23 protein-coding genes and 1 pseudogene are annotated in these 19,794 nt (G+C 35.4%); 8 read left to right on the top strand and 16 right to left on the bottom strand.

The annotated features are described in order from the left end of the window. Positions 1–35 precede the first annotated feature (35 nt). Positions 36–500: a CBS domain-containing protein gene (locus ACOCEA_RS03080; protein WP_420754728.1), complete on the top strand. Its 465-nt coding sequence runs from the start codon at positions 36–38 to the stop codon at positions 498–500. Positions 501–575: 75 nt separating this feature from the next. Here the strand turns inward: ACOCEA_RS03080 and ACOCEA_RS03075 are convergent, their stop codons facing one another. From ACOCEA_RS03075 to ACOCEA_RS03025, 11 genes are all read right to left on the bottom strand, one after another. Beyond that, positions 576–926: a hypothetical protein gene (locus ACOCEA_RS03075; protein WP_420754727.1), complete on the bottom strand. Its 351-nt coding sequence runs from the start codon at positions 924–926 to the stop codon at positions 576–578. Between the two features lies 1 nt (position 927). Continuing rightward, the gene (locus ACOCEA_RS03070; protein ID WP_420754726.1) at positions 928–1,419 is read right to left on the bottom strand and encodes a DUF6265 family protein; all 492 of its coding nucleotides are present in this window, start codon (positions 1,417–1,419) and stop codon (positions 928–930) included. Between the two features lie 53 nt (positions 1,420–1,472). After that, positions 1,473–1,856: an SMU1112c/YaeR family gloxylase I-like metalloprotein gene (gloA2, locus tag ACOCEA_RS03065; protein ID WP_420754725.1), complete on the bottom strand. Its 384-nt coding sequence runs from the start codon at positions 1,854–1,856 to the stop codon at positions 1,473–1,475. Beyond that, positions 1,856–2,428, bottom strand: coding sequence for a pentapeptide repeat-containing protein (locus ACOCEA_RS03060; RefSeq protein WP_420754724.1), 573 nt, complete (start codon positions 2,426–2,428; stop codon positions 1,856–1,858). The genes gloA2 and ACOCEA_RS03060 overlap by 1 nt, the downstream gene beginning before the upstream one ends. A gap of 53 nt (positions 2,429–2,481) precedes the next feature. Continuing rightward, a complete protein-coding gene (locus ACOCEA_RS03055; RefSeq protein ID WP_420754723.1) occupies positions 2,482–2,862 on the bottom strand; it encodes a hypothetical protein in 381 nt (126 codons plus the stop codon). A 68-nt stretch (positions 2,863–2,930) separates the two neighbouring features. Next, the gene (locus tag ACOCEA_RS03050; protein ID WP_420754722.1) at positions 2,931–4,229 is read right to left on the bottom strand and encodes a Zn-dependent hydrolase; all 1,299 of its coding nucleotides are present in this window, start codon (positions 4,227–4,229) and stop codon (positions 2,931–2,933) included. Positions 4,230–4,238: 9 nt separating this feature from the next. After that, positions 4,239–5,201 (bottom strand): 2-hydroxyacid dehydrogenase, encoded by a 963-nt coding sequence (locus tag ACOCEA_RS03045; RefSeq protein WP_420754721.1) that lies wholly within the window; start codon positions 5,199–5,201, stop codon positions 4,239–4,241. Beyond that, positions 5,202–5,696 carry a VOC family protein gene (locus tag ACOCEA_RS03040; protein ID WP_420754720.1) on the bottom strand — a complete coding sequence of 165 codons (495 nt, stop codon included), beginning with the start codon at positions 5,694–5,696 and terminating at the stop codon, positions 5,202–5,204. Positions 5,697–5,701: 5 nt separating this feature from the next. Next, positions 5,702–6,865 (bottom strand): mandelate racemase/muconate lactonizing enzyme family protein, encoded by a 1,164-nt coding sequence (locus ACOCEA_RS03035; protein WP_420754719.1) that lies wholly within the window; start codon positions 6,863–6,865, stop codon positions 5,702–5,704. A gap of 3 nt (positions 6,866–6,868) precedes the next feature. Continuing rightward, positions 6,869–7,756 carry a sugar phosphate isomerase/epimerase family protein gene (locus ACOCEA_RS03030; protein ID WP_420754718.1) on the bottom strand — a complete coding sequence of 296 codons (888 nt, stop codon included), beginning with the start codon at positions 7,754–7,756 and terminating at the stop codon, positions 6,869–6,871. 489 nt (positions 7,757–8,245) lie between these two features. Further along, complete coding sequence (locus tag ACOCEA_RS03025; protein ID WP_420754717.1) at positions 8,246–8,944, bottom strand: DUF6090 family protein; 699 nt, start codon at positions 8,942–8,944, stop codon at positions 8,246–8,248. A 344-nt stretch (positions 8,945–9,288) separates the two neighbouring features. Between ACOCEA_RS03025 and ACOCEA_RS03020 the strand changes: the two genes are divergently transcribed. Further along, a complete protein-coding gene (locus ACOCEA_RS03020) occupies positions 9,289–10,518 on the top strand; it encodes a toll/interleukin-1 receptor domain-containing protein (RefSeq protein ID WP_420754716.1) in 1,230 nt (409 codons plus the stop codon). A 153-nt stretch (positions 10,519–10,671) separates the two neighbouring features. Here the strand turns inward: ACOCEA_RS03020 and ACOCEA_RS03015 are convergent, their stop codons facing one another. The 5 genes from ACOCEA_RS03015 to ACOCEA_RS02995 all read right to left on the bottom strand — a co-directional run bounded on the left by ACOCEA_RS03015 (position 10,672) and on the right by ACOCEA_RS02995 (position 16,069). Next, the gene (locus ACOCEA_RS03015; protein WP_420754715.1) at positions 10,672–11,421 is read right to left on the bottom strand and encodes a DUF6090 family protein; all 750 of its coding nucleotides are present in this window, start codon (positions 11,419–11,421) and stop codon (positions 10,672–10,674) included. Between the two features lie 2 nt (positions 11,422–11,423). Continuing rightward, the gene (locus ACOCEA_RS03010) at positions 11,424–12,176 is read right to left on the bottom strand and encodes a DUF6090 family protein (protein ID WP_420754714.1); all 753 of its coding nucleotides are present in this window, start codon (positions 12,174–12,176) and stop codon (positions 11,424–11,426) included. A 310-nt stretch (positions 12,177–12,486) separates the two neighbouring features. Further along, positions 12,487–13,200, bottom strand: coding sequence for a DUF6090 family protein (locus ACOCEA_RS03005; RefSeq protein ID WP_420754713.1), 714 nt, complete (start codon positions 13,198–13,200; stop codon positions 12,487–12,489). 220 nt (positions 13,201–13,420) lie between these two features. Then, positions 13,421–14,185, bottom strand: coding sequence for a DUF6090 family protein (locus ACOCEA_RS03000; protein WP_420754712.1), 765 nt, complete (start codon positions 14,183–14,185; stop codon positions 13,421–13,423). Between the two features lie 156 nt (positions 14,186–14,341). Beyond that, complete coding sequence (locus tag ACOCEA_RS02995) at positions 14,342–16,069, bottom strand: S41 family peptidase (RefSeq protein WP_420754711.1); 1,728 nt, start codon at positions 16,067–16,069, stop codon at positions 14,342–14,344. A gap of 692 nt (positions 16,070–16,761) precedes the next feature. On the opposite strand from ACOCEA_RS02995, the pseudogene ACOCEA_RS02990 reads away from it, so the two are divergent. The 6 genes and pseudogenes from ACOCEA_RS02990 (at position 16,762) to ACOCEA_RS02965 (ending at position 19,715) form a co-directional block, all read left to right on the top strand. Further along, positions 16,762–16,835: pseudogene (locus tag ACOCEA_RS02990) on the top strand. A 299-nt stretch (positions 16,836–17,134) separates the two neighbouring features. Further along, complete coding sequence (locus ACOCEA_RS02985; protein WP_420754710.1) at positions 17,135–18,076, top strand: IS1595 family transposase; 942 nt, start codon at positions 17,135–17,137, stop codon at positions 18,074–18,076. Positions 18,077–18,225: 149 nt separating this feature from the next. Beyond that, positions 18,226–18,384: a hypothetical protein gene (locus tag ACOCEA_RS02980; RefSeq protein WP_420754709.1), complete on the top strand. Its 159-nt coding sequence runs from the start codon at positions 18,226–18,228 to the stop codon at positions 18,382–18,384. A gap of 19 nt (positions 18,385–18,403) precedes the next feature. Further along, entirely contained in the window at positions 18,404–18,904 is a 501-nt protein-coding gene (locus tag ACOCEA_RS02975; protein WP_420754708.1) for a GNAT family N-acetyltransferase, read from the top strand. Positions 18,905–18,916: 12 nt separating this feature from the next. After that, the gene (locus tag ACOCEA_RS02970; RefSeq protein ID WP_420754707.1) at positions 18,917–19,042 is read left to right on the top strand and encodes a hypothetical protein; all 126 of its coding nucleotides are present in this window, start codon (positions 18,917–18,919) and stop codon (positions 19,040–19,042) included. 340 nt (positions 19,043–19,382) lie between these two features. Next, complete coding sequence (locus ACOCEA_RS02965) at positions 19,383–19,715, top strand: single-stranded DNA-binding protein (RefSeq protein WP_420754706.1); 333 nt, start codon at positions 19,383–19,385, stop codon at positions 19,713–19,715. The last annotated feature ends 79 nt before the right edge of the window (positions 19,716–19,794 follow it).

The raw sequence follows: 19,794 nt of genomic DNA, 5'->3' as shown, positions 1-19,794 counted from the left end.
TCTATATTTATTAATCAACCTCTAAATAAATAGCAATGGGAATCAAAAGCTTTCAAGGGATACGCAAGATTATTAAAAAGGAATTTGAGGCACCTATTTTAGTGGCCGATTATATGACGAAAAAGCTAATTACCTTTTCTCCCGATCAATCTATTTTGGAGGTTATGGAGAAGTTCGCCAAGTATCATATATCTGGCGGCCCTGTATTGGACAATAATGGATTTTTAGTAGGTATTATATCTGAAGCGGATTGTATGAAGCAAATTTCTGAAAGCCGTTATTTTAATCAGCCCATTCTAGATAAAAGTGTAGAAAGATTCATGACCAAAGAGGTAGAGACCATACCTCATGACATTTCAATTTTTGACGCGGCCGGTATTTTTGACAAACATAATAGAAGGAGATTGCCGGTAATGAAAAATGGTATTTTGGTAGGTCAGATAAGTAGAAAGGATATCGTTATAGCAGCCTTAAAGTTAAGTGGTCATAATTGGAAATAAGCATAATGAATTATAGTATGGAATGCCCCATTTAGGGGCATTTTTTATTTGGGAACATTTGTTTATATGTAAACGCTATTCACGTTTTACAATCATATAAAAGTCATTGTCTAAAGGCAAATATCCTAGGTCATACACAAAATAATAGGTAGTTCCTTTTTTGGTGGTGTAAAGATTAGTGATAAAATCAAAATCAAAACCTTTGTCCAATAATTTTGTTCGTGTAGTTTTTGTTTTGCCATCCGTCAATTTAAAACCATCTAAAACCCTATAGTTTTTGCGCAAACGATTGTTGATATTGCGCATTAGGTTCTTACTGTCTTTGTTTACCCTATTATTATAGGCATTTCGGCAATAATCGTTGCAGAATTTCTTATCTACACGGCCCATGATCTCTGCGCCACATTCCAAACATTTCTTTTTCATGTTATTGTCGTGTATATTCAAATTTGGCTTCTTCCTTAGCGCCATCTTCGTGCTCAATAAGCACGTACATATGAATCTTTTTATCTGAAATCCGTTCTATCGTAAAATCATCAAAATAGAATATGTCCCCAGCAATTTTGACCAATTTAAAATCTATGGTATTTTCCTTTTCCTCCCAACCTTTGAGGTCACTGGAAAAGTGCTTTAATTGCAGTAACAACGTGCCGTCTATTTCTTTTATGTGACCCAGTTCATAGAAGTTAACCTTATTGTTTATAACTAGTTTAAAGGAAAACATCATGCTGCCACCCAGGGGTGGACTCCATATTTCCTCCGCAATACCTCCAAAGGCTTCTCCTTTCCAATGGCCCGTTAACCAATCAATTGCTGCTAATTTTGCTTTTGGTGATGCAGTGCCTTCAACATAAGATATAGTATTTTGTGCTGTGAGCTTAAAGCTGATACATATAAAAACTAGTAAAATATATCTCATGACCATTGTTCTTTTCAACAAGGTACAAATTATCCATTTACATACGACTTTTGCTACTCTTCGTAGAATTCTATAGGCAGGTCATCTGGGTCTGCTATAAAAGTAAATCGCTTACCTGTAATCTCATCAACGCGAATTTGCTCTACCGGTATCCCATGTTTCTGGCAATGTCCTGTTATCTGATTTAGGTTATTGGTCTTAAAGGCAAGGTGGCGTAATCCACATGCTTCTGGTCTCGATGTTCTTTCTGGCGGATTAGGAAAAGAAAATAACTCTATCACATAAACCCCGTTAAGCGCTAAATCCAATTTATAGGATGCCCTTTCTTTTCTATAGGTTTCGTTTAGAATTTCAAGTCCCAAAATTTCTGTATAGAAAGCCTTGGATTTTTTATAATCCGAACAAATTATGGCGATATGATGAACAGATTTTAGCATTATGAACTGATTTTTATCTTATGTCTCGTTAATAGTCCAGGTAAACTATGTAAGTTAAAATGGGCGTTGGTCAATTGATTTTGCTCCGGGTCTATAGAAAAATTTATCGAAGAGTTGAAGTCGGCCTTAGAGAGGTTGGTATTCATAAAGATTGCCTTATCAAGGTCACAATTTTCAAAACTGGAGTTGCTAAGATTGCTTTGTGAAAAGTCTACAGAGTTGAGTTTGCAGTCTGTAAAATGTAGATTTTTCAAGTCTAGACCGTAAAATGAGGCGAAATTTAGCGTACAATCCAAAAAGCTAAAATCCATTAAAAAGTCATTGCATTCCTCAAACTTTAGCCCCATCATTTTACAATGTTTAAAATCCACTTCCTTAAATATCGTATTGGTAAGGTTGGTATTACTAAGATTACAGTCAATAAAAGTACATTCCATAAAGTTTTGATTGTCCAACAACCCATTTGAAAAATCACAACCCTCAAAAGTACAGTTTTCATATTCCGCTCTAGGTAATCGTTTTTTCGTGTAATTCTTGGACGTATATGTTTGGTCGCAGATAAAGTCAGTCATTAGTGTATCATTATTACGTATTGTCTATGATGATGGTGGGTATGGCCACCATTTTAAATTGCAAATTTCCCCCAGTTAGGATTTGGTCTTCCCGTGTGCTGCATCCTACTTACCATCACCATCTTTTCTTTTACATTTGGAAGCCATTGGATAAATGCCACCGAACCCTCAACTGAAAGTAAGTTTATAAATTCTGCGGTAATACCGCATTTTTTGTAGGTCTTTATGGCCCAATCATCGGTGGATTTCATTTCTGAAGTATCTGCCAACCCTGGTTCAATCAACTCCGTAAGTTGATAGGCCAATTCTTCCAATTGGGAATTTTCCATTTCCTCTTTTTTAATAGTGGAGACAATACCCTCAATGGTCTGTGACCATCCTAAAATGGCAAAGCCAACAAAAAATATAAGGGTAAGGAGAAGTTGTTTTCTCATATTAAGGTGGGTTTATGAAACCTTCAAGTTAGTGATTCCAACGAGAAAATGAAATCCTAAATAACCAATTAATCCAATTTTTTATCCAATGAAATAAGGGTATTCAAAAGAACATTGGCTCCATTTGCCATATCCTCCGCAGCGGTAAATTCTTTTGGTGAATGGCTGATACCACCTTGGCTTGGAACAAAGATCATTCCAGCAGGGGCAATTATGGCCATATCTTGGGCATCATGTCCCGCTCCACTGGGCATATATTTATGGGTAAGTCCCAAGGATTCTGCGTTGATAGCGATGATTTTCTGTATTTCCAAGTCCATGATTGCTGGGTCTGATGTGGTATCCAAAGGATGAAATTCAATTTTTACATTAGAAGATGCTGCTATCTCCTCTGTTTTGGTTTTAATGGTATTAAATACTTTTTGTATGACCTCTGAGGATAGGTCCCTGATTTCTAGACTTACCACTACTTTTCCCGGTATTACATTTGGCGCACCGGGTTCTGCCTGGATTCTTCCAACGGTACCTACTTGTGCCCCATCAAAACTAGTGGTAATCCCATTTACGGCCACAATAAATTTGGCGGCCGCCAAAAGCGCATCTTGTCTAGCATTCATTGGTGTAGTGCCAGCATGGTTGGCAAATCCGGTAAATTCAACATCCCACCATTTAAGACCAACGATTCCTTCTACTACGCCAATATCCAAGTTTTCCTTTTCTAGAATGCCTCCTTGTTCAATATGAAGTTCCAAAAATGCTGTTATATCCCCTTTGCTTCGGGCAACTTCTGCAATTCTAGTCGTATCCCCACCCAATCGCATAATTCCTTCTCCCATGGAAAATCCCGTGGAATTTTTTACATCAAGGGCATTTTTTCCTAAATGGCCCACAATGGCCCTGCTGCCCATAACCCCGCCTTCTTCATTGGAAAAGATGATTACTTGAAAGGGGTGTTTGGTCTTGATATTGTTTTCGTTCAATGTTTGTATTACCTCCAATGCTGCCATAGAACCTACACAGCCATCATAATTGCCGCCATGTGGAACACGGTCTATGTGGGAGCCAAATACTATTGGTTTTTTGTTCTTATTGGTTCCCTTTTTAGTTCCAACAATATTACCAGCAAAATCAATATGGGTTTCCAGATCCATTTTGGTAAGTTCATCAACTATCCATTTTTGTGCTGCTACATCTGCATCACTAAAGGCAACCCTTTCTGTCTCCCCATTTTCTTGCAGTCCGAATTTGGCCAAATCAAAAATACGCTGCTCTAATCGGTCTTGATTTACCGATACCTGCGAATAGCTAGAAATAAAGGCCAAAAGAAGGAATACTGGGAAAAAGGTTTTTTTAATTTGATAATTCACAGGTATCGATTATTTATTTTTTAATGCTTTTTGGTTAAATATACAGTTCTCTGCAGGTTCCTGGCCGCGTAAAATGGCCAAGGTATTTTGAACCGTAAACATACACATAAAGTCATAGGTGGTCTTGGTTAAGCTACCCACGTGTGCAGTGATATAGGTATTTGAAAGTTTTAGCAACGGATCGTTTACTTCGGGAGGTTCTTCTGAAAGTACGTCGGCCGCAAAACCGCCTAATTTTTTAGTGGAAAGGGCATGGGTCAAGGCTTCCTGGTTAATAATCTTCCCTCTGGCGGTATTGATAAGTAGCGCGGTGGGTTTCATTTTTTCCAATGCGGATGCGTCAATCAGATGATGGGTAGCCAAGGTCAGTGGTAGATGAAGACTAATGCAATCCGACGTTCGTAAAACCGTGTCCAAATCTTTAAAAGGGTAGGGGACATCTTCTTTTTTAGAACTCCAATACATGACGTTCATACCTAAGGCATGGGCAATTTTGGCAACTTTCTTACCGATATTTCCCATACCTAAAATGCCCAAGGTCTTTCCATGCAATTCATCGCCAACATAACCGCCCCGTTCCTTCCATCGACCTTCCTTTACCATGGTAATGGCATTGTAGAGGTTTCGCTGTAATACCAACAACAGGGAAATGGTATGTTCGGCAATTGTGTTTGCATTGGAATTGGGTGCGTTGACTACCTTCATACCTCTATGGGTAGCTTGGTCTACATCAATATTATCCAACCCTACGCCACATCTGGAAATGACTTCCAAGTTAGGACAGGCATCCATTAAGGTAGATCTTACCTGGCCTTTGCCCCTAGTGATGATGGCATGGATTTGACTTTCAGACAAATGCCGACGTAGGGACGGCTCATCGAATCCTATGAGGATATTCATATCCTTGGCCGATTCCAATACCTTCATGGCATCCGGGGCTACCGTTTCCAATAATAGGATATTCTTATGCATTTATTTATTGTGGTATAAGGTGGCATCCTTGGTCTTGTACCCTCTAAAGTCATTTCTTCCGGATACATAAATACCTTCCTTGTACAAGTCATCCTCAAATATTTTGGGGTCTATTTTATCTTTGTCCTCAGGGAATGACGATAATTCTACTAAGTTTCCTGAAGGATCCCGTACAAACATTTGGATGGCCCCATCTGGTAGCTGCCGTACCTTTCCCCAAGGTTTAATATCAATGACCCCGAGCTCCTTCATTCTAAAAAATATGGAGTTAATGTCATCTACAGTAACACATACATGGCCCCTAAACGAATAAGTATCTTCCCATTCGGTAAGGTGTAGCTGCTGTTCCTCGTTAAACTTAAAAAATGCCGTTGGGTAATCAAATAAAAATGCGGGAATGGGTTCTAAGCCCAATTCATGCTCATAAAATTCACAAGCTTCCTCCAAATTGCTTACGACCAACGCTACGTGGTTTATTTTCACTGCTTTTGCCATAGTTCTTATTGTTTAAATTCTTTTACAAAATCCCAATTAGGTGTTAATCCCAATCCCGGATTATCGGGAGCGGTTATCATTCCGTTATCGTCTACAGAGATGGTTTCCTTTACCAAGTCATACATCATTGGGTTTCCACCCAAAGAGAATTCTATTACATTGGCGGATGGTGAAGCAAAGGCCACCGATACGCCTGCCATAAAGGAAAAGGCCGAGCCCCAACAGTGTGGAGCCAGTTCTAGTTGATAGGTATGGGCCAATTGGGACACCCGCATAGCTTCTGTGATACCTCCAATGATGGCACAGTCCGGTTGAACTACATCCAATGCCCTTTCGGCTATCATATCACGAATATCAAAGGCAGTATATTCACTCTCACCTGCAGCAATGGGTATGTCCGTGTTTGATCTAACTTCCGCCGTTCCAATTTTATTATCGGGACTAATAGGTTCTTCAAACCAGTAGAGGTTACAATCTTGGACCCCACGACAAAACTGTTTGGCTTCTGGAACGCTAAAGGTACCATGGGCGTCGGTCATCAATTTAATGTCATCGCCCAAGGCTTCCCTTGCTGCCTTGACCCTTTCTACACTGGCCTTTACGGTTTCGTCCATAATACCCACTCGCATTTTCACTCCGGAAAAACCTTTTTTTGTATAACTTTTTAATTGTTCGCCTATGGCATCGGCCTTTGCCCAACCACCACTGGCATAGGCGGCCATTTTGTCCCTGCAACTTCCTCCCAATAATTCTACCACAGGTACACCCAAAGCTTTTCCTTTGATGTCCCAGAGTGCGGTATCAATGCCACTTAAAGCAGAAATGGTAAGTCCCCTTCGTCCCAAGATAGGAAACTTACGCCCTCTGGAAAGTGAATAATGATCTCTAGTGCCATTATACACATGTTCCCAGATGCGGGATATGTTCCTTGCATCTTTGCCTATTAGTTGCGGTTTCAATTCATTTTCTATGCAACTAACTATGCTGGCACAGGAACCTGAGGAGCCCACAGCGGCCTTAGCCTCTCCAAATCCTTGAAGGCCGGAATCTGTTGTTACGACTACGAGCGTCATGTCAAAGTTGGTCAAAAGACCGTAATCACTAAAATGTTGTTTTTCTTTTGGAATGGGGCAACGCAACCAAAATGCTTCTATATTGGCTATTTTCATTTTTTATTTAATCAAGTTGGTTAGGGTGTCTATGGATTGCTTCGTTAACATGGTATAAAATTCATCGGAAATGGCAGAACTTCCATGGTCTTCCAAGAATTTTTTTTGTTCGGCCGTCAAACCTTCTGGATTGGTCTCTATGGAATTTGGAAAGGGATTGGCAGGAGTCCTATCTAAAGGTGCGCAAAATTCCACAGAAAGAACTTTGTCATAATGGATTTCCTTTAGGGTGTCAATAATCTTTTTCCAGTTTAAGTGACCCATGCCAGGTGCCATCCGATTATTGTCCGCTACATGAAAATTGACCAATCTACGGCCTACCTGTTTTATGGTTTTAAACATGTCCACTTCTTCCAGATTCATATGAAAAGTATCTAGGCAAACTCCACAATTGGGGCCCACGGCTTCTGCCAATGCCAAAGCTTGGGCACCACGGTTTATAAAATAGGTCTCAAAACGGTTTATGGGTTCAATGCCAATTTGTAGTCCCAATTCTTCAGTGTATCTATAGATTTCCCGTACACCTTCAACAGCCCATTCCCATTCCTGCTCTGGAGTGGCATCTGGAATAATTTTGCCTACAGTTGCAGGTACCAAAGAGATTACTGATCCCCCAAGATCTGAAACCATTTTGGCCACATCCTTTACATACTGTACAGACATTTTTCGTTGTTCCTTGTTTTTGGCCAAGAGATTGCGTTCCTCTAACATTAGGGTTACGGATCCCCAGCACTTTATGCCATATATATCTAACAATAACTTTACTTTTTTTGTGTCGTAATTTTCAGGGGTGCCCTGTATCTCCAAATAAGCGTAATCTAACTTTGAAATGCGACTGAGTGTGTGCTCTAAAGATTCAGCTCGCATCCAATTGTGTATGGCTAATTCCATTTATTTTATGCTGTTATTATTTAAGACAGTAAGATAATTGAAAATTGTGTAGAATTATAATTAATGGGAATACAACTAAATTGATTTCTTAAATAAAGCAGCTGTTTTGATAGCTAATAAGTAGCGCGTATTACAATCTTTTTATGAGGTAAGCTGGTGTTTTATAATGTCTGTTACCACTAAATTAATACTCCTAGTATTCATATCTAGTAAAATCAAGTTATGGCATAAATCTAAAATGTACTGAACATGTTTTCAGGGAGAAGATGCCTACGGATGTGTTTTGTGGCTTTTTTGGGATTGGGAATAAAAACAGTCTTCCAAGACAAAGGATGATGAACAACCTTAAAAATAAGGATGCACAGTGAATAATTGCCATTAGCTAAGGTTATGTCACGTTTGCTGCATGAGCGGAAAGTTTGAAAATCCTCGAGAATTTGTAGAAGCAGGCGAGAACGAACAATTACTTATACCCAATGTTGGACACCGTTATTTATTTGTTTCACTTTCTCCGTTTATTTTTTCAATTTCAGTTGAGGCTAACTTTAACTGTTTCAGATACCAATCCATTTGTGCAAAATGATGATATAGGTCATCCAAAAAAATAGTCAATTGTTCAGGCGTCATATCTCGGAAATGACCAGTTCTTCTCTCATAGCTATATTTTTTACTTAAAAAAGCCCATCTTTCATCCAAAATCTGACCATTATCAATTAATCTATCATAAGTTGAATTGTATAATTTAACCACTCTTTGAAGTAATTCCTTGTTTCTGAAAATTGTAAGTTGATTTCCTGATAAAGCGGATTCATAAGAGCCGAAAATAGGGTAAAATGTACGTTGGCTTTTAAAGTAAATCTTAAATATAGAATCTAACGATTTTCTATCATGCTTGTAGAGAATCGTTAGATTTTTATTTAAAGTTTCATAAGCGTCTATTCTAGGTTCAATTTGTTCTATTATTAGTTGAATAAAAGCTTTGTCTTGTTTTAAGTCATTTTTTACGCTTGATAGGAATTCTTTTTCAGTTTTATTTTGTTTTCTGATCTCGTTCCAGTTATTAACCTGAAGTGCTAATAAAATTCCAATCATCACAAGAACAATTTCACCAATTGCGTATTTGAAATAATTTCCAGTTTTGCCATCTGAAAGTAGATTATGTCTGATTTTTCTAAAGAATTTTATCATTGGTTATTGTTTGGTTATAATGAAGCACAATGACCTACTAAACACGACATCTGCAATAGCAGTAGGCGAGCTGTTGTGGGGGCTTGATTTTTATTGAAATATAGCAAAATCCATTAACTATGGGCCTCGAACTATAATGTCTCGGATTAAGAAGGTAATTGTTTGTTTTTTAACTCAGTTCTTCCTGAAGTATATAAGCAGCAATATTTGGGTAGTTACATATTCAGCTTGCTAAATTATACACATTGTTCGGCAGTGTTTTTAATTCAGTGCAATAGTTTGTTTATATTCTATTGTTATCTTAGTAGGGATAAACAGTTCAATTAATTTAGCAAATTTTTTAAATGGCTTTAATTCCAGGTTTCGAATATGATATTTATATAAGTTATTCACATCTAGATAATATAAAATTTCCTGGTGAAGCACATGGTTGGGTTACACAATTCCAACAAAACCTGAATTTGGCTTTTGCAAGGCGGTTTGGTCGAGTGGACTTGGTTAAATTTTATTATGACGATTTAGTTCTTAACCAAAGATTTGAAAATGGAATGGAGCAGGCTATAAAAAATTCAGCCATCTTTATCTGTTTAAATTCCAGAAGTTATATAGCTTCAGAATATTGCAATTTAGAATTAAAGACATTTTATAACAAAATTAAAGATGACGGTATTGGACGTATGGTTAATGATCGGTCCCGAATCGTTCACGTTGCTCTAGATAATTTAGCATATGAAGAATGGCATGAAGCATTAAGTGAATTTATTGCATTCCCTTTTCATAATGCTGAAAATTCTGAAGATTATGGAGATGTATTGAAGCCTAGTACGCCTCAATTTAAAGAGCAAATTAAACTATTAAGAGATGAACTGTTTTCTTTAATTCAGGATATGGAACTAACTAATTATGCTGTGGACAAAATTGATTCCCACCTAGATGATAATCAGGATAGCCCAAAGGGAATTGAAAAGGAAGTTGCTACTACTGTAGTCTCAGAATTAAAGGCTAGTGATGGGAATAAATCAAATGACGTTTTTATTTCATATAATCATGGAGATCAGAAAATTGCGTTAGATGTTTATAACTTTCTAACAGAAGCAAACAAAAAGGTTATTATCGATGTGGAATGCATGGAACCAACCACTGAAATAAGTGACTTTATAAAATCTTCTATTGAAAATTCAGATTTTACTATATCGTTGATTTCGGATAAAAGTCTTAAATCGGGATGGGTTGGTTTGGAAACAGCAACTACTTTTTTTCATGAAAAATTTGTTGGTGAAAAGAAATTTATTGGATGCTATTTGGACGATAAGATATTTGACGACGAATTTGCTTTAGATTGTATTGATGAAATTGAAGGCGAAATTAAAAACACCCATAAATTGATTAAAAGATATCAAGATAAGATGCTTGATACAAGACATTTAAATGATAGAATCAGTAGGCTAATTGCGCTTCGTCATAATTTTGATAAAACCTTGCAAAATTGTCATGAGCAATTAATTTTAGACTTAAGGAAAGACGAATTCATGAATAGCATGGCCGCTATTCTTAAATATATAAACAAGAAATAACGCAAAAAGATCCTAATCTTAGAAAAAGGAGCGAGGCTATGCGATGATTTTTTCCCCATTAAATCATACCATAAATTAAAGCTAAGGATCTCTGTCTAGGAAATCCGCACGCAATGGAATCATAGCCGTTATAGTGCTTTCGTTTTTTTATAATTACTTGTATTTTTTATTTATATAATCTAAAATTATTTCTGCTTCACTTTTGACCGAAGTAAATTCACCTTCAAAATAATAAGCTGTACTTCCAATAAATCTACATAATGGCAAAATTCGGTTGTCCTCAAAAATGGAATTATACACTTCAAAACTAGGGGCCTTTGGTGACTTAGTCGGAAAAAATTTGCGATGTTCTGTGTCACTAAAGAGTTCATATTTTAGCTTTCGAAGCTCTAGTCTAACGGGGTTTCCTGAATTTGTGAAATTTGTAGTTATATCATTAAAATTTTTATAATAATCCTGAAGTAATTTTAAAAGCTTGGAATCAGGAAATTCAGATACAGTTCCTGAGGAATTAAGGAAATTCCAAGTATTGGAACTTTCGGAAATAATTGGGGTTGTAGTAAATGAATTGAAAGCCATTATAAATTTTAGTGAGTCGGCAATGAATCTATTTTCAGATTCCAGAATTGGTATTACATAGTTTGCAGCAACAACCTGCTTATCTAAGGACATATTGACTTCTTGAATATCATAAATATCAGCAAGAATATCTTCAGCGATTGACTTGATATTGGTAATCATTAAAGCCTTTTTTTTATTTTCCTCATTCCAATTGTTAATCTGAAGCGCAATCAATATTCCAATGACAACAAGTACAATTTCTCCAATAGCGTAAATCAGATATTTACTGAATTTATTTTCAGAGAGTAATTTTTGTCTAATTTTTCTAAAGAATTTTATCATTGTCAATAGGTTTTATATTCCTCGGCTATCAAACTTTTTAACTGTTCTGCATTTGTAATGAGCTCGTCGCTTATATAATCAACAGAACCAGCGCTTTGAAAAGAAATGTGTTTTATGTTTTTATAGAATTCGGCGTCTGTGGCTATGGACTTTAGATCAAAACTTACTCCTGGATAGGATAGGTGGGGTTTGATTAAATTAGAGGCTTCAGGCATTCCATTAAGGTGACCAATGGCCAACCTTTCGGTTTCCTTTAAGCCAAGATTATGGGTTGATAAAATTTGCTGATTCAATTCAACTTTTGATTGATAGTCGGCCAATGCTTTTTTAAGATTTTCTGAATTAATGTATGATAGTTTCCCCGAACTAATGATTTCAGTATAGGTAGGAAGCATTTGAGAATAATCCATAATCCAACCTACCCTTATTATGGTAGAAATAAACAATGTAGAATCTACAACCTTTTGATCATCAAGTGATTTGAGAATAAAATCTGCCCAATCTTTTCGAATCTTTAAGAGATTTTGTTGGTATTTGAGGTTTTTTATATGCTCTTCAATATCTAAACTAAGATTACGCAATAAAACCTTGGTTTCTTTTTGTTCTATACGCTCTTGATTCCAATTATTGATTGATAGAGCAATTAAAATTCCGATAACAACTAGTATAATTTCTCCGATAGCATATTTTAGGTATTTACCAGTTTTATTTTTCTCCATAAGGCCTTTTCTAATGCTTCTGAAAAATTTAATCATAATCTAAGTTAAACAATTAGACCGTCCGCAAGCGGCTATCTCAACCAATTGTCCTGTGGACATTTGGTTTTGTGATGCAAAATAAAGTTTCGATAATATCATTGGTTAGTGGTTAGTGGTTAGTCAAAATGAAGCACAACGACCTACTAAACACAACATCTGCAATGGTAGTGGGCGAGCTGGTGCGATTTTCAATCGGGCCAAGGCGTATGTGAAATCGGCTTTTGTTTTGGTTTATTTTTTTTTGAAGTTACGGAATATTCTTTTTTATGGGAGCAGGCGATGAATTATGGCCTGTGTTTTGCGTTCGTTAGTTTATTTCTTTTGTGATCAAATTTTGAATTTCTTCTATAGTACTTATTCCGCTCATAATTTTAGTAATTCCAGAAGCATAATTGTCACGATTTAATTTTAAAATATTCCGTTCTTTTGACGGTTTTAATAAGACAGTGTAATCGCTTAGCTCAACCGATTTTTTAAATTCAAATTCCACTGTATCTTCAAATAAAATTGGTATCCAATGGTCATTAAAAGCTAATTCGATATCGTTTGTTGATTTTATCATTCTCAAGGCATCGTCGTCATAATATTTACCTAGTAAGAATCGTAATTGTTTGTTTGAGATTCTATCCAATCCATTTGATTTTAATACCTCATAAGCATTAGTAAGAGGTTGAAACCTGTCAAACTGTATTATTGCACCAAGCCAAATTTTAATACTATCCCTAGTTTTTTGAGATTCCTCTGCATTTAATATTTTATAGGAACAAGCAATAGCTTTGTTAAAATTTAATTCGATTTTTTTTAAGACTATCCTATCGCTTTTTAAATTTTCTTGAATTTGAGAAAGTATTTCTTTTTCGAATTTGTCATTTTTTTTATTCTCGTTTAGATTATTTAGTTGAAGAGCAATTAAAATTCCGATTACAACTAGTATAATTTCTCCGATAGCGTATTTCAGATATTTTCCAGTCTTTCCTTCTGAAAGCAGGTTTTGTCTAATTTTTCTAAAGAATTTTATCATAGGTAAGCAGTTTCTGATGATGAAGCATAATGGTTTGTGTATGAAATGTAGCATGCAAAAAGACACTAACTCTTCGAATAAACACAGGGCCGAAATTTTATATTTTGTATTTCTTTTTGTTAAAAGCCAAATTTAGAAATTTGACGGTCTTCGTACATAAGCACAAACCTTTTGATTTAGCACTTACTAGCTATGTTTAATCCTCTGTGTTGAGCTTTGGTTATTTTTTATCAAGGTCAGCGTTTATCAATTGCAAAATGGATTCTATACTGTTTCTAATTTGTACTGCCTCATTATTAGTAATGCCGCATTGTTCCGTTATGGTCAAAATATAATCGTCAATTTCATCATCTTCAATTATTTGATTGACCGCAATACCTTTGTCTTTATTTTTAAAATTAAATTTATCTATCCACCACAATCCATTAAACAATAATCTAATGTTATGGTTTTTTGTTAGGTACGGAAAAAAATGATTAATGCTATAGTTGCGTAAATCTTGCTCGTATTCCGTAAGCCTATTTACTTGTCCGGACCAATTGGTCAGCAATGTTTTTAGCGTATCATTGGTTAATAGATACAATTTACCTGATGATAATACTTCATTTGTTGTTCCAGTAACGGGATCAAAAGTTGGTGTGCTATTTATAGTTATTAAATCTAATGCAATACTGTCAATAGGGACGTTTTCTATCAGTCCTTCTTTAACCGAAAGTATTCTATACGAAGCGTCAATCATTTTATTTCGCATCGTAATTTTATTGTCAAGTTCGTTTAAGTTTTCGGTGTACTCACTATTCAGTTGTAACAGTATTAAGTGTTCTTGTTTTCTGTTAATCCTGTTTTCATTCCAATCGTTAATTTGTAGCGCAATTAAAATACCAATGACCACCAGTACAATTTCACCAATTGCGTATTTCAGATATTTTCCAGTCTTTCCTTCTGAAAGCAGATTTTGTCTAATTTTTCTAAAGAATTTTATCATAGGTAAGCAGTTTCTGATAATGAAGCATAACGATTTTGTATATGGCCTGCTGCGCGTTTCAAGTGCCTAATTTAGCAAATACAAATAGAATAGAAAATTAGTTAGGATTTGCGTAAATAGGCTATAACTAAGCAATTAATTAGACACGTGTTATACCTAGTTTTTATTAGACTTTATTACGTCCATTATGATATTTAAAGCCTTGTCATTTCCATTAAAATAATCGGTTGATAATGCGTTTACTGGAATATGGGGAGCAATCCAATTCCTATGGTCTTCTGCTTTTGATGTTTGATGAAACTGTGTAGAAATAAGCCCCATTAATCCTGAATATGGTAACTTAAACCATCCTGCTTCTCCTATATGATTTGGTTTTGAACCACTGGGTTCACCTACAAGAATTGCATCGGTATATTTTGTGATGTCCGTTAACAAATTTTGAGCCGCAGAAAAAGTTTCCCGTCCCATTAATACGAAAACGTTTCCATCTGGATTCATAACTTGGAAATTGATAATGGTTTTTAACATTGGTGGCAATATAGAACCATTTCCACCGTGATTATGTCTCAAATCTAAAATTAAATGGCGAACCTTGTTTTTGGATATCTGGTTACGTAATTCGATATTAAAATCTTTTAAAGATTGTGTTTCCTTTTGTGTAACTATATTAAACTGAACATAGATACTATTGTTTTCTGGGATTAATTTGTGCCAATAAGGGTCTTCTGTCTTCGACAAGAATAGTGGTTGTTCCTTGTCTTTTAGTTTTGGCATTTTTGGGAAGTCAGAAAAATTCCAAGAAACGGGATTCATTATTACTTTTTGAGACTTTCCACTACTGTCTTTCAAGGTAATTGCAACTTGATTGGCGTTCTCAACAATTTCTAAACCTTTTAATACATCTGGTAGTCCCAAATAATATGGGCCCAACCAAAGTGTTTGCATATCGTTATCCCTGGCATTTATGGCATTTGTTTTTTCCAGCGCTTTTTCAGCGGTTGTATTTTCAATAGATTCCACTTCATAACCAATCCATTTTTCAAAACCTATCTCAGCATCAACAATAAAAAGTCCATCACTAAATTGATAAAACTGAACGGGAAGCTTTTTTAAGGCACCTTTGTTTGGGGATGTTGGAATAATTAAATTGTGTCCATTACCCAAACTACCAACAATTTTCATTAATTCTACAATTATTTGTTCATCATTTAATGACGCTATTTTTGTTTTTAAATCTAGAATTGCTCTTGATAATTCTGTTTTGGAAATGGCATGATAAGGACTGTAATGTAACTCGTTAATTCTGTTTTCTAAGTATGAAATATCTTTAACCCAAGCTTCTTTTCTTGTAATATTTGCATGATTATCATTCCCAAATAGTGCTAAAAATTTTTCATCTTCAATAAAGTCTTTAAAAGCAGAATCCTCTTTTAAGAAGGGTTTTTCGTCATAACGAGATGCAAATCCTTTTTGTAACCATATTAAAGCATTCTCCTTATCTCCCTCTTCAGCATAGGCTTTCGCAATTTTAATCATTATATCATTTGAGGGTGCTGATCCTGTTGGAATGTCCGTTAAAATCGTACCTCCAGAATCAAGAGTTTTTTTAAATACGATAATTGCATTTGTAAACTGACCAGTTTCATAATAGGATAGCCCTAGTAAATAAAATAAATCAGCGTCGTTTTGAAATTTTGTGGTTAGGTTTTTTAAAATTTCAATGGATTCTTGCCACTTTTCATTCTTAATTAAGCTTATCGCTTCGCGTCTTTGATTGAAATATTCTAGGGGGCTTTCAATAGTGTTATTTTTCGTTTGTGAAAACGTATAATTTATAGTAATTAAAAGGAAAAGGAGTATGCTGGTAACGGTTGTATTTTTCATATTTAATTCTAGTTTCTTACTTAGAATGACTTTTAATGGAAAGAATTGTTACACTTCATAAGTTTTAATTAGGTATGACGTTACGGCAATTGACTGTTTTTAATAGTCCATACCAATTGTTGGGTCCTGTTTTTGTTTCAACCTTTAAAATCAACAAACCAGATTTTAAATTCATCTAAACTGTTGGGACTTAAATGGGTACAGATTAATAATGACCTGTATATTTTTTTAATGCGGATTCAATCAAATAGGTATAAACCATTGTATATAGATGCCTAATATTGGGCATCTATCACTATTATGGGACAAACTTTTTTCTCTTAATTTAAATAAAGCTTGTCAAGGCGTGTGTTTTATCAGAAACCTCAATTCCTTGTTAGGGCAATAAACATCAATTATAAGCCTAGATTTCAACAAATTGTGTTAAAAACTTTGTGATGGAAAAGGCTAAACGGCCTTTATTGACAAAATTACAAATCGTAATTTTGAGTATTCAAATATATTACAAATGAAAAGCAAAACTATAGTTAAATGTTTGAGATTGAAACCTGAAACAATAGAACGAGTAAAGTCACATGCGGAAAATGAAAATAGAAGTTTTTCCAACATGGTTGACACTATATTGCTTAGTTACGAATCCGAAAAAGTTATTGCGTGAAAATAGAAAAGGACTGTGATCAGACAGTCCTGTTAGCTCCGTAGCTCAATGGATAGAGCAGTACATAATCGTCAGTACAGGTTGTAAGTTCGAATCTTACCGGGGCATCTTTTTAAATACCGTTGATTCCATCATTAGGAATCGCATAGACTGGAAAAGTGCAAATAAATACACCGTTAAAGGTGTGCCGTCCTTCATGAGGATAGGGCTTTTGACTTACAGTCGGAGAAGGGGGTAAGTCTTAGCGGGCTACTCCCTTTTCTTATTGACAAATGTATATATAATTGCATTTCGATCCAAATTATTTAACAATTAAATATTTATTTATCTTATTGTTAATAATATAGGGTTATAAATTAGGATGTTAATGGGACAAACATTATCTTTAAGTATCTAATAAAAACACCATGAATTTCAAGTCACTTCCACAGCTTTTAGATTACTTTAAAGAAGAATCAACGTGCATTGAGTACTACGAAAACATTCGTTGGGGAAATGATCCTGCCTGTCCTCATTGTGGTGGTTTAAATCCATACAAAACCAATAGAGGGTATAAGTGTAGAAACAAGGAGTGCCATAAGAAGTTTACCGTTAAGGTTGGGACAATATTTGAAAACTCTAAAATACCTTTTAGAATATGGTTTGCTGCTATTTGGTTGTGTACCGAACACAAAAAAGGCATTAGTTCCGTACAGTTGGGTATTGATTTAGGAATACCGCAGAAAACAGCATGGTTCGTACTTCATAGGATTAGAGAAATGCTAAGGGAGAAAGCCCCACAAATGTTAGGGGAGAAAAAAATGGTAGAAACCGATGCAACTTACATAGGTGGTAAGGAAAGAAACAAGCACCTTAAAAAAAGACGTTCGCAAGATGATAAATCGTTGACCAATGAAGGCAAGGTTTATAAAGCCAAAAAAACCATCATAGGTATCATTGAGCGTGACGGTAAGGTAGCTTTAAAGTACGTATCGGGTGAAACCACCGAAAATATGGTAGAGTTCGTTAAAACGCATGTACCACAGGATGCAACTATCTATTCAGATGAAGCACCTGCATATAAGAGGTTAAAAAGAACTTATAAGCATGATAATGTTAAGCATGGACTTAATATCTATGTGGAAGGTCAGGTTCATACAAACACAATAGAGAACTTTTGGAGCGTTTTAAAGCGTGGTCTTTACGGTGTGTACCATCAAGTAAGTGATAAGCACATGAGCCGTTATTTGGATGAATATGCAGCTAGGTTCAATAATAGGGAAAAAACTTCTAATGAGCGGTTTAATCAGTTTTTGGAAGGATCTGAAAGTGTACTTCCTTATAAAGTATTGACGTCAAACAATTTATAAAATCATGAGACGTTATAATATATAACGTGAAAAAGTGTATTTTGGCACGAAATTAGCATTAAATAACGTGAAAATAATTACATTTGCCGACGTTTAATTCGGGAATATTCTTATTTTTAAACACATTTAAAACAAAAAAACGGTACAAAATGGCAAAACCAATTAAAGAAACTCCTTTTCTTTACGGTAAAGATGCTAGAAAATTTATTGAAAAAAACAAAAAAGTAGAAAAAGTATCAAAAGAAGAGAAGGAAGAGATTAAAGCAAGCTATGAGGCTTTGAAAAAAATAGCACAATTTGCTATTTAATGAATTTAAATTAATCAGATTGAGTTCTGATACAGATATTTTGCCGTTCGATTGTGGAAACACTGATTTGAACGGCTTTCTTTTTGATGATGCAAAAAATCATTCGCAACAGTTATTAGCTACAACTTTCATTATACAATCTGAAAAAGAGACCGTTGCCTATTTTAATTATCTTAATGATAAAATTTCTCATACTGAGATAGGTAACAGAGAGACTTTTTTAGAGAGAATATCATCCTTACTTCCAAAAGGAAAGGACGGTTATACTAGCTACCCTGCGGTAAAAATTGGAAGATTAGCTGTTTCTGAAAATTTTAAGGGTAATGGATATGGCAGAGATATTCTAAACTTCACAAAGGCACTGTTTGTAGATAATAATAGGACCGGTTGTAAATTTATAACTGTTGACGCTTACAGGGAATCATTAGATTTTTATATAAAAAACGGATTTAAATATTTATCTAGCAGAGACAAAAAATCTGACACTCGATTAATGTATTTTAATCTAGAGGCTATTTAGTAACTTTACACCATGTCAGAAAAGAAAAAAGATAAAAAGGAGCGTTCTAAAAAGTACGATAAGAAGTTGAAAATAAACACAACTTTAGACGATGTGCTTAAAGCTTCAGTTCCTAAAAAGAAAACGGGCAACAACTAACCAATGTTAGCTGAATTGGTCAAGTGTTGCAACGCTCATTGATAAGAGGATAGCGTTTTACGCTCTGGTTACCTGAATTAGTGGGTAATTAATCAAGGTTCGTGATTCCCTAAAAAAAGACCTCAAAGGTCTCTCCTTAAACTCCTATATTTTCTTGTCCCATAATAGTTATAGATGCCTAATATTGGGCAGTTACACCCATTTACAAACGACTGTAAACGATTACAAACGAAAGTAAGTATTTTATAACCGAGTAGGTATTGGAGCCCGGTTTAAGTTTGCAGTGTCAAGTCAAGGAGGCTTGATAGTATTAACTGTTTAACGATAAAATATAAACAAGATGAACGCATTAAAAAACAAAGTACAGTTGATTGGAAACTTGGGTCAGGACCCAGAAATCGTAACCATGGAAAATGGAACTAAATTGGCGAAATTTTCTCTGGCCACGACCGAGACTTATAAAAATGCCAAAGGGGAAAAAGTAGATGATACCCAATGGCACAATATTGTTGCCTGGGGGAAGACCGCTGAAATAGTGGAAAACTATTTGCTAAAGGGGAAACAAGTGGCCGTGGAGGGGAAATTGACACACCGCTCCTATGAGACCAAGGAAGGAGAGAAACGTTACATAACGGAAATCCGCTGCAATGAGCTTTTAATGTTGGGTAAATAAGGTGTATGCAAAAACGCTCCTATGCCAGCAGTGGCTTTGGGGCGTTTTTTATTATTAAATTTTGCGAAATATGGAATCT

This window comes from Maribacter luteocoastalis (assembly GCF_048890225.1).
Taxonomy (GTDB): Bacteria; Bacteroidota; Bacteroidia; order Flavobacteriales; family Flavobacteriaceae; genus Maribacter; species Maribacter luteocoastalis.
The sequence above is the reverse complement of the archived record's forward strand: the minus strand, read 5'-3'. Positions and strand labels throughout refer to the sequence as shown.

What these genes read in the sequence shown, in the direction of transcription:
- ACOCEA_RS03045 (WP_420754721.1), bottom strand. Translation starts at nt 5,201, where the DNA reads ATGCATAAGAATATCCTATTATTGGAAACGGTAGCCCCGGATGCCATG.
- gloA2 (WP_420754725.1), bottom strand. Translation starts at nt 1,856, where the DNA reads ATGCTAAAATCTGTTCATCATATCGCCATAATTTGTTCGGATTATAAA.
- ACOCEA_RS03015 (WP_420754715.1), bottom strand. Translation starts at nt 11,421, where the DNA reads ATGATAAAATTCTTTAGAAAAATTAGACAAAAATTACTCTCTGAAAAT.
- ACOCEA_RS03025 (WP_420754717.1), bottom strand. Translation starts at nt 8,944, where the DNA reads ATGATAAAATTCTTTAGAAAAATCAGACATAATCTACTTTCAGATGGC.
- ACOCEA_RS02985 (WP_420754710.1), top strand. Translation starts at nt 17,135, where the DNA reads ATGAATTTCAAGTCACTTCCACAGCTTTTAGATTACTTTAAAGAAGAA.
- ACOCEA_RS03075 (WP_420754727.1), bottom strand. Translation starts at nt 926, where the DNA reads ATGAAAAAGAAATGTTTGGAATGTGGCGCAGAGATCATGGGCCGTGTA.
- ACOCEA_RS03030 (WP_420754718.1), bottom strand. Translation starts at nt 7,756, where the DNA reads ATGGAATTAGCCATACACAATTGGATGCGAGCTGAATCTTTAGAGCAC.
- ACOCEA_RS02965 (WP_420754706.1), top strand. Translation starts at nt 19,383, where the DNA reads ATGAACGCATTAAAAAACAAAGTACAGTTGATTGGAAACTTGGGTCAG.
- ACOCEA_RS02995 (WP_420754711.1), bottom strand. Translation starts at nt 16,069, where the DNA reads ATGAAAAATACAACCGTTACCAGCATACTCCTTTTCCTTTTAATTACT.
- ACOCEA_RS03020 (WP_420754716.1), top strand. Translation starts at nt 9,289, where the DNA reads ATGGCTTTAATTCCAGGTTTCGAATATGATATTTATATAAGTTATTCA.
- ACOCEA_RS02970 (WP_420754707.1), top strand. Translation starts at nt 18,917, where the DNA reads ATGTCAGAAAAGAAAAAAGATAAAAAGGAGCGTTCTAAAAAGTACGAT.
- ACOCEA_RS03080 (WP_420754728.1), top strand. Translation starts at nt 36, where the DNA reads ATGGGAATCAAAAGCTTTCAAGGGATACGCAAGATTATTAAAAAGGAA.
- ACOCEA_RS03005 (WP_420754713.1), bottom strand. Translation starts at nt 13,200, where the DNA reads ATGATAAAATTCTTTAGAAAAATTAGACAAAACCTGCTTTCAGAAGGA.
- ACOCEA_RS03000 (WP_420754712.1), bottom strand. Translation starts at nt 14,185, where the DNA reads ATGATAAAATTCTTTAGAAAAATTAGACAAAATCTGCTTTCAGAAGGA.
- ACOCEA_RS03010 (WP_420754714.1), bottom strand. Translation starts at nt 12,176, where the DNA reads ATGATTAAATTTTTCAGAAGCATTAGAAAAGGCCTTATGGAGAAAAAT.
- ACOCEA_RS03060 (WP_420754724.1), bottom strand. Translation starts at nt 2,428, where the DNA reads ATGACTGACTTTATCTGCGACCAAACATATACGTCCAAGAATTACACG.
- ACOCEA_RS03035 (WP_420754719.1), bottom strand. Translation starts at nt 6,865, where the DNA reads ATGAAAATAGCCAATATAGAAGCATTTTGGTTGCGTTGCCCCATTCCA.
- ACOCEA_RS03055 (WP_420754723.1), bottom strand. Translation starts at nt 2,862, where the DNA reads ATGAGAAAACAACTTCTCCTTACCCTTATATTTTTTGTTGGCTTTGCC.
- ACOCEA_RS03040 (WP_420754720.1), bottom strand. Translation starts at nt 5,696, where the DNA reads ATGGCAAAAGCAGTGAAAATAAACCACGTAGCGTTGGTCGTAAGCAAT.
- ACOCEA_RS02980 (WP_420754709.1), top strand. Translation starts at nt 18,226, where the DNA reads ATGGCAAAACCAATTAAAGAAACTCCTTTTCTTTACGGTAAAGATGCT.
- ACOCEA_RS03070 (WP_420754726.1), bottom strand. Translation starts at nt 1,419, where the DNA reads ATGAGATATATTTTACTAGTTTTTATATGTATCAGCTTTAAGCTCACA.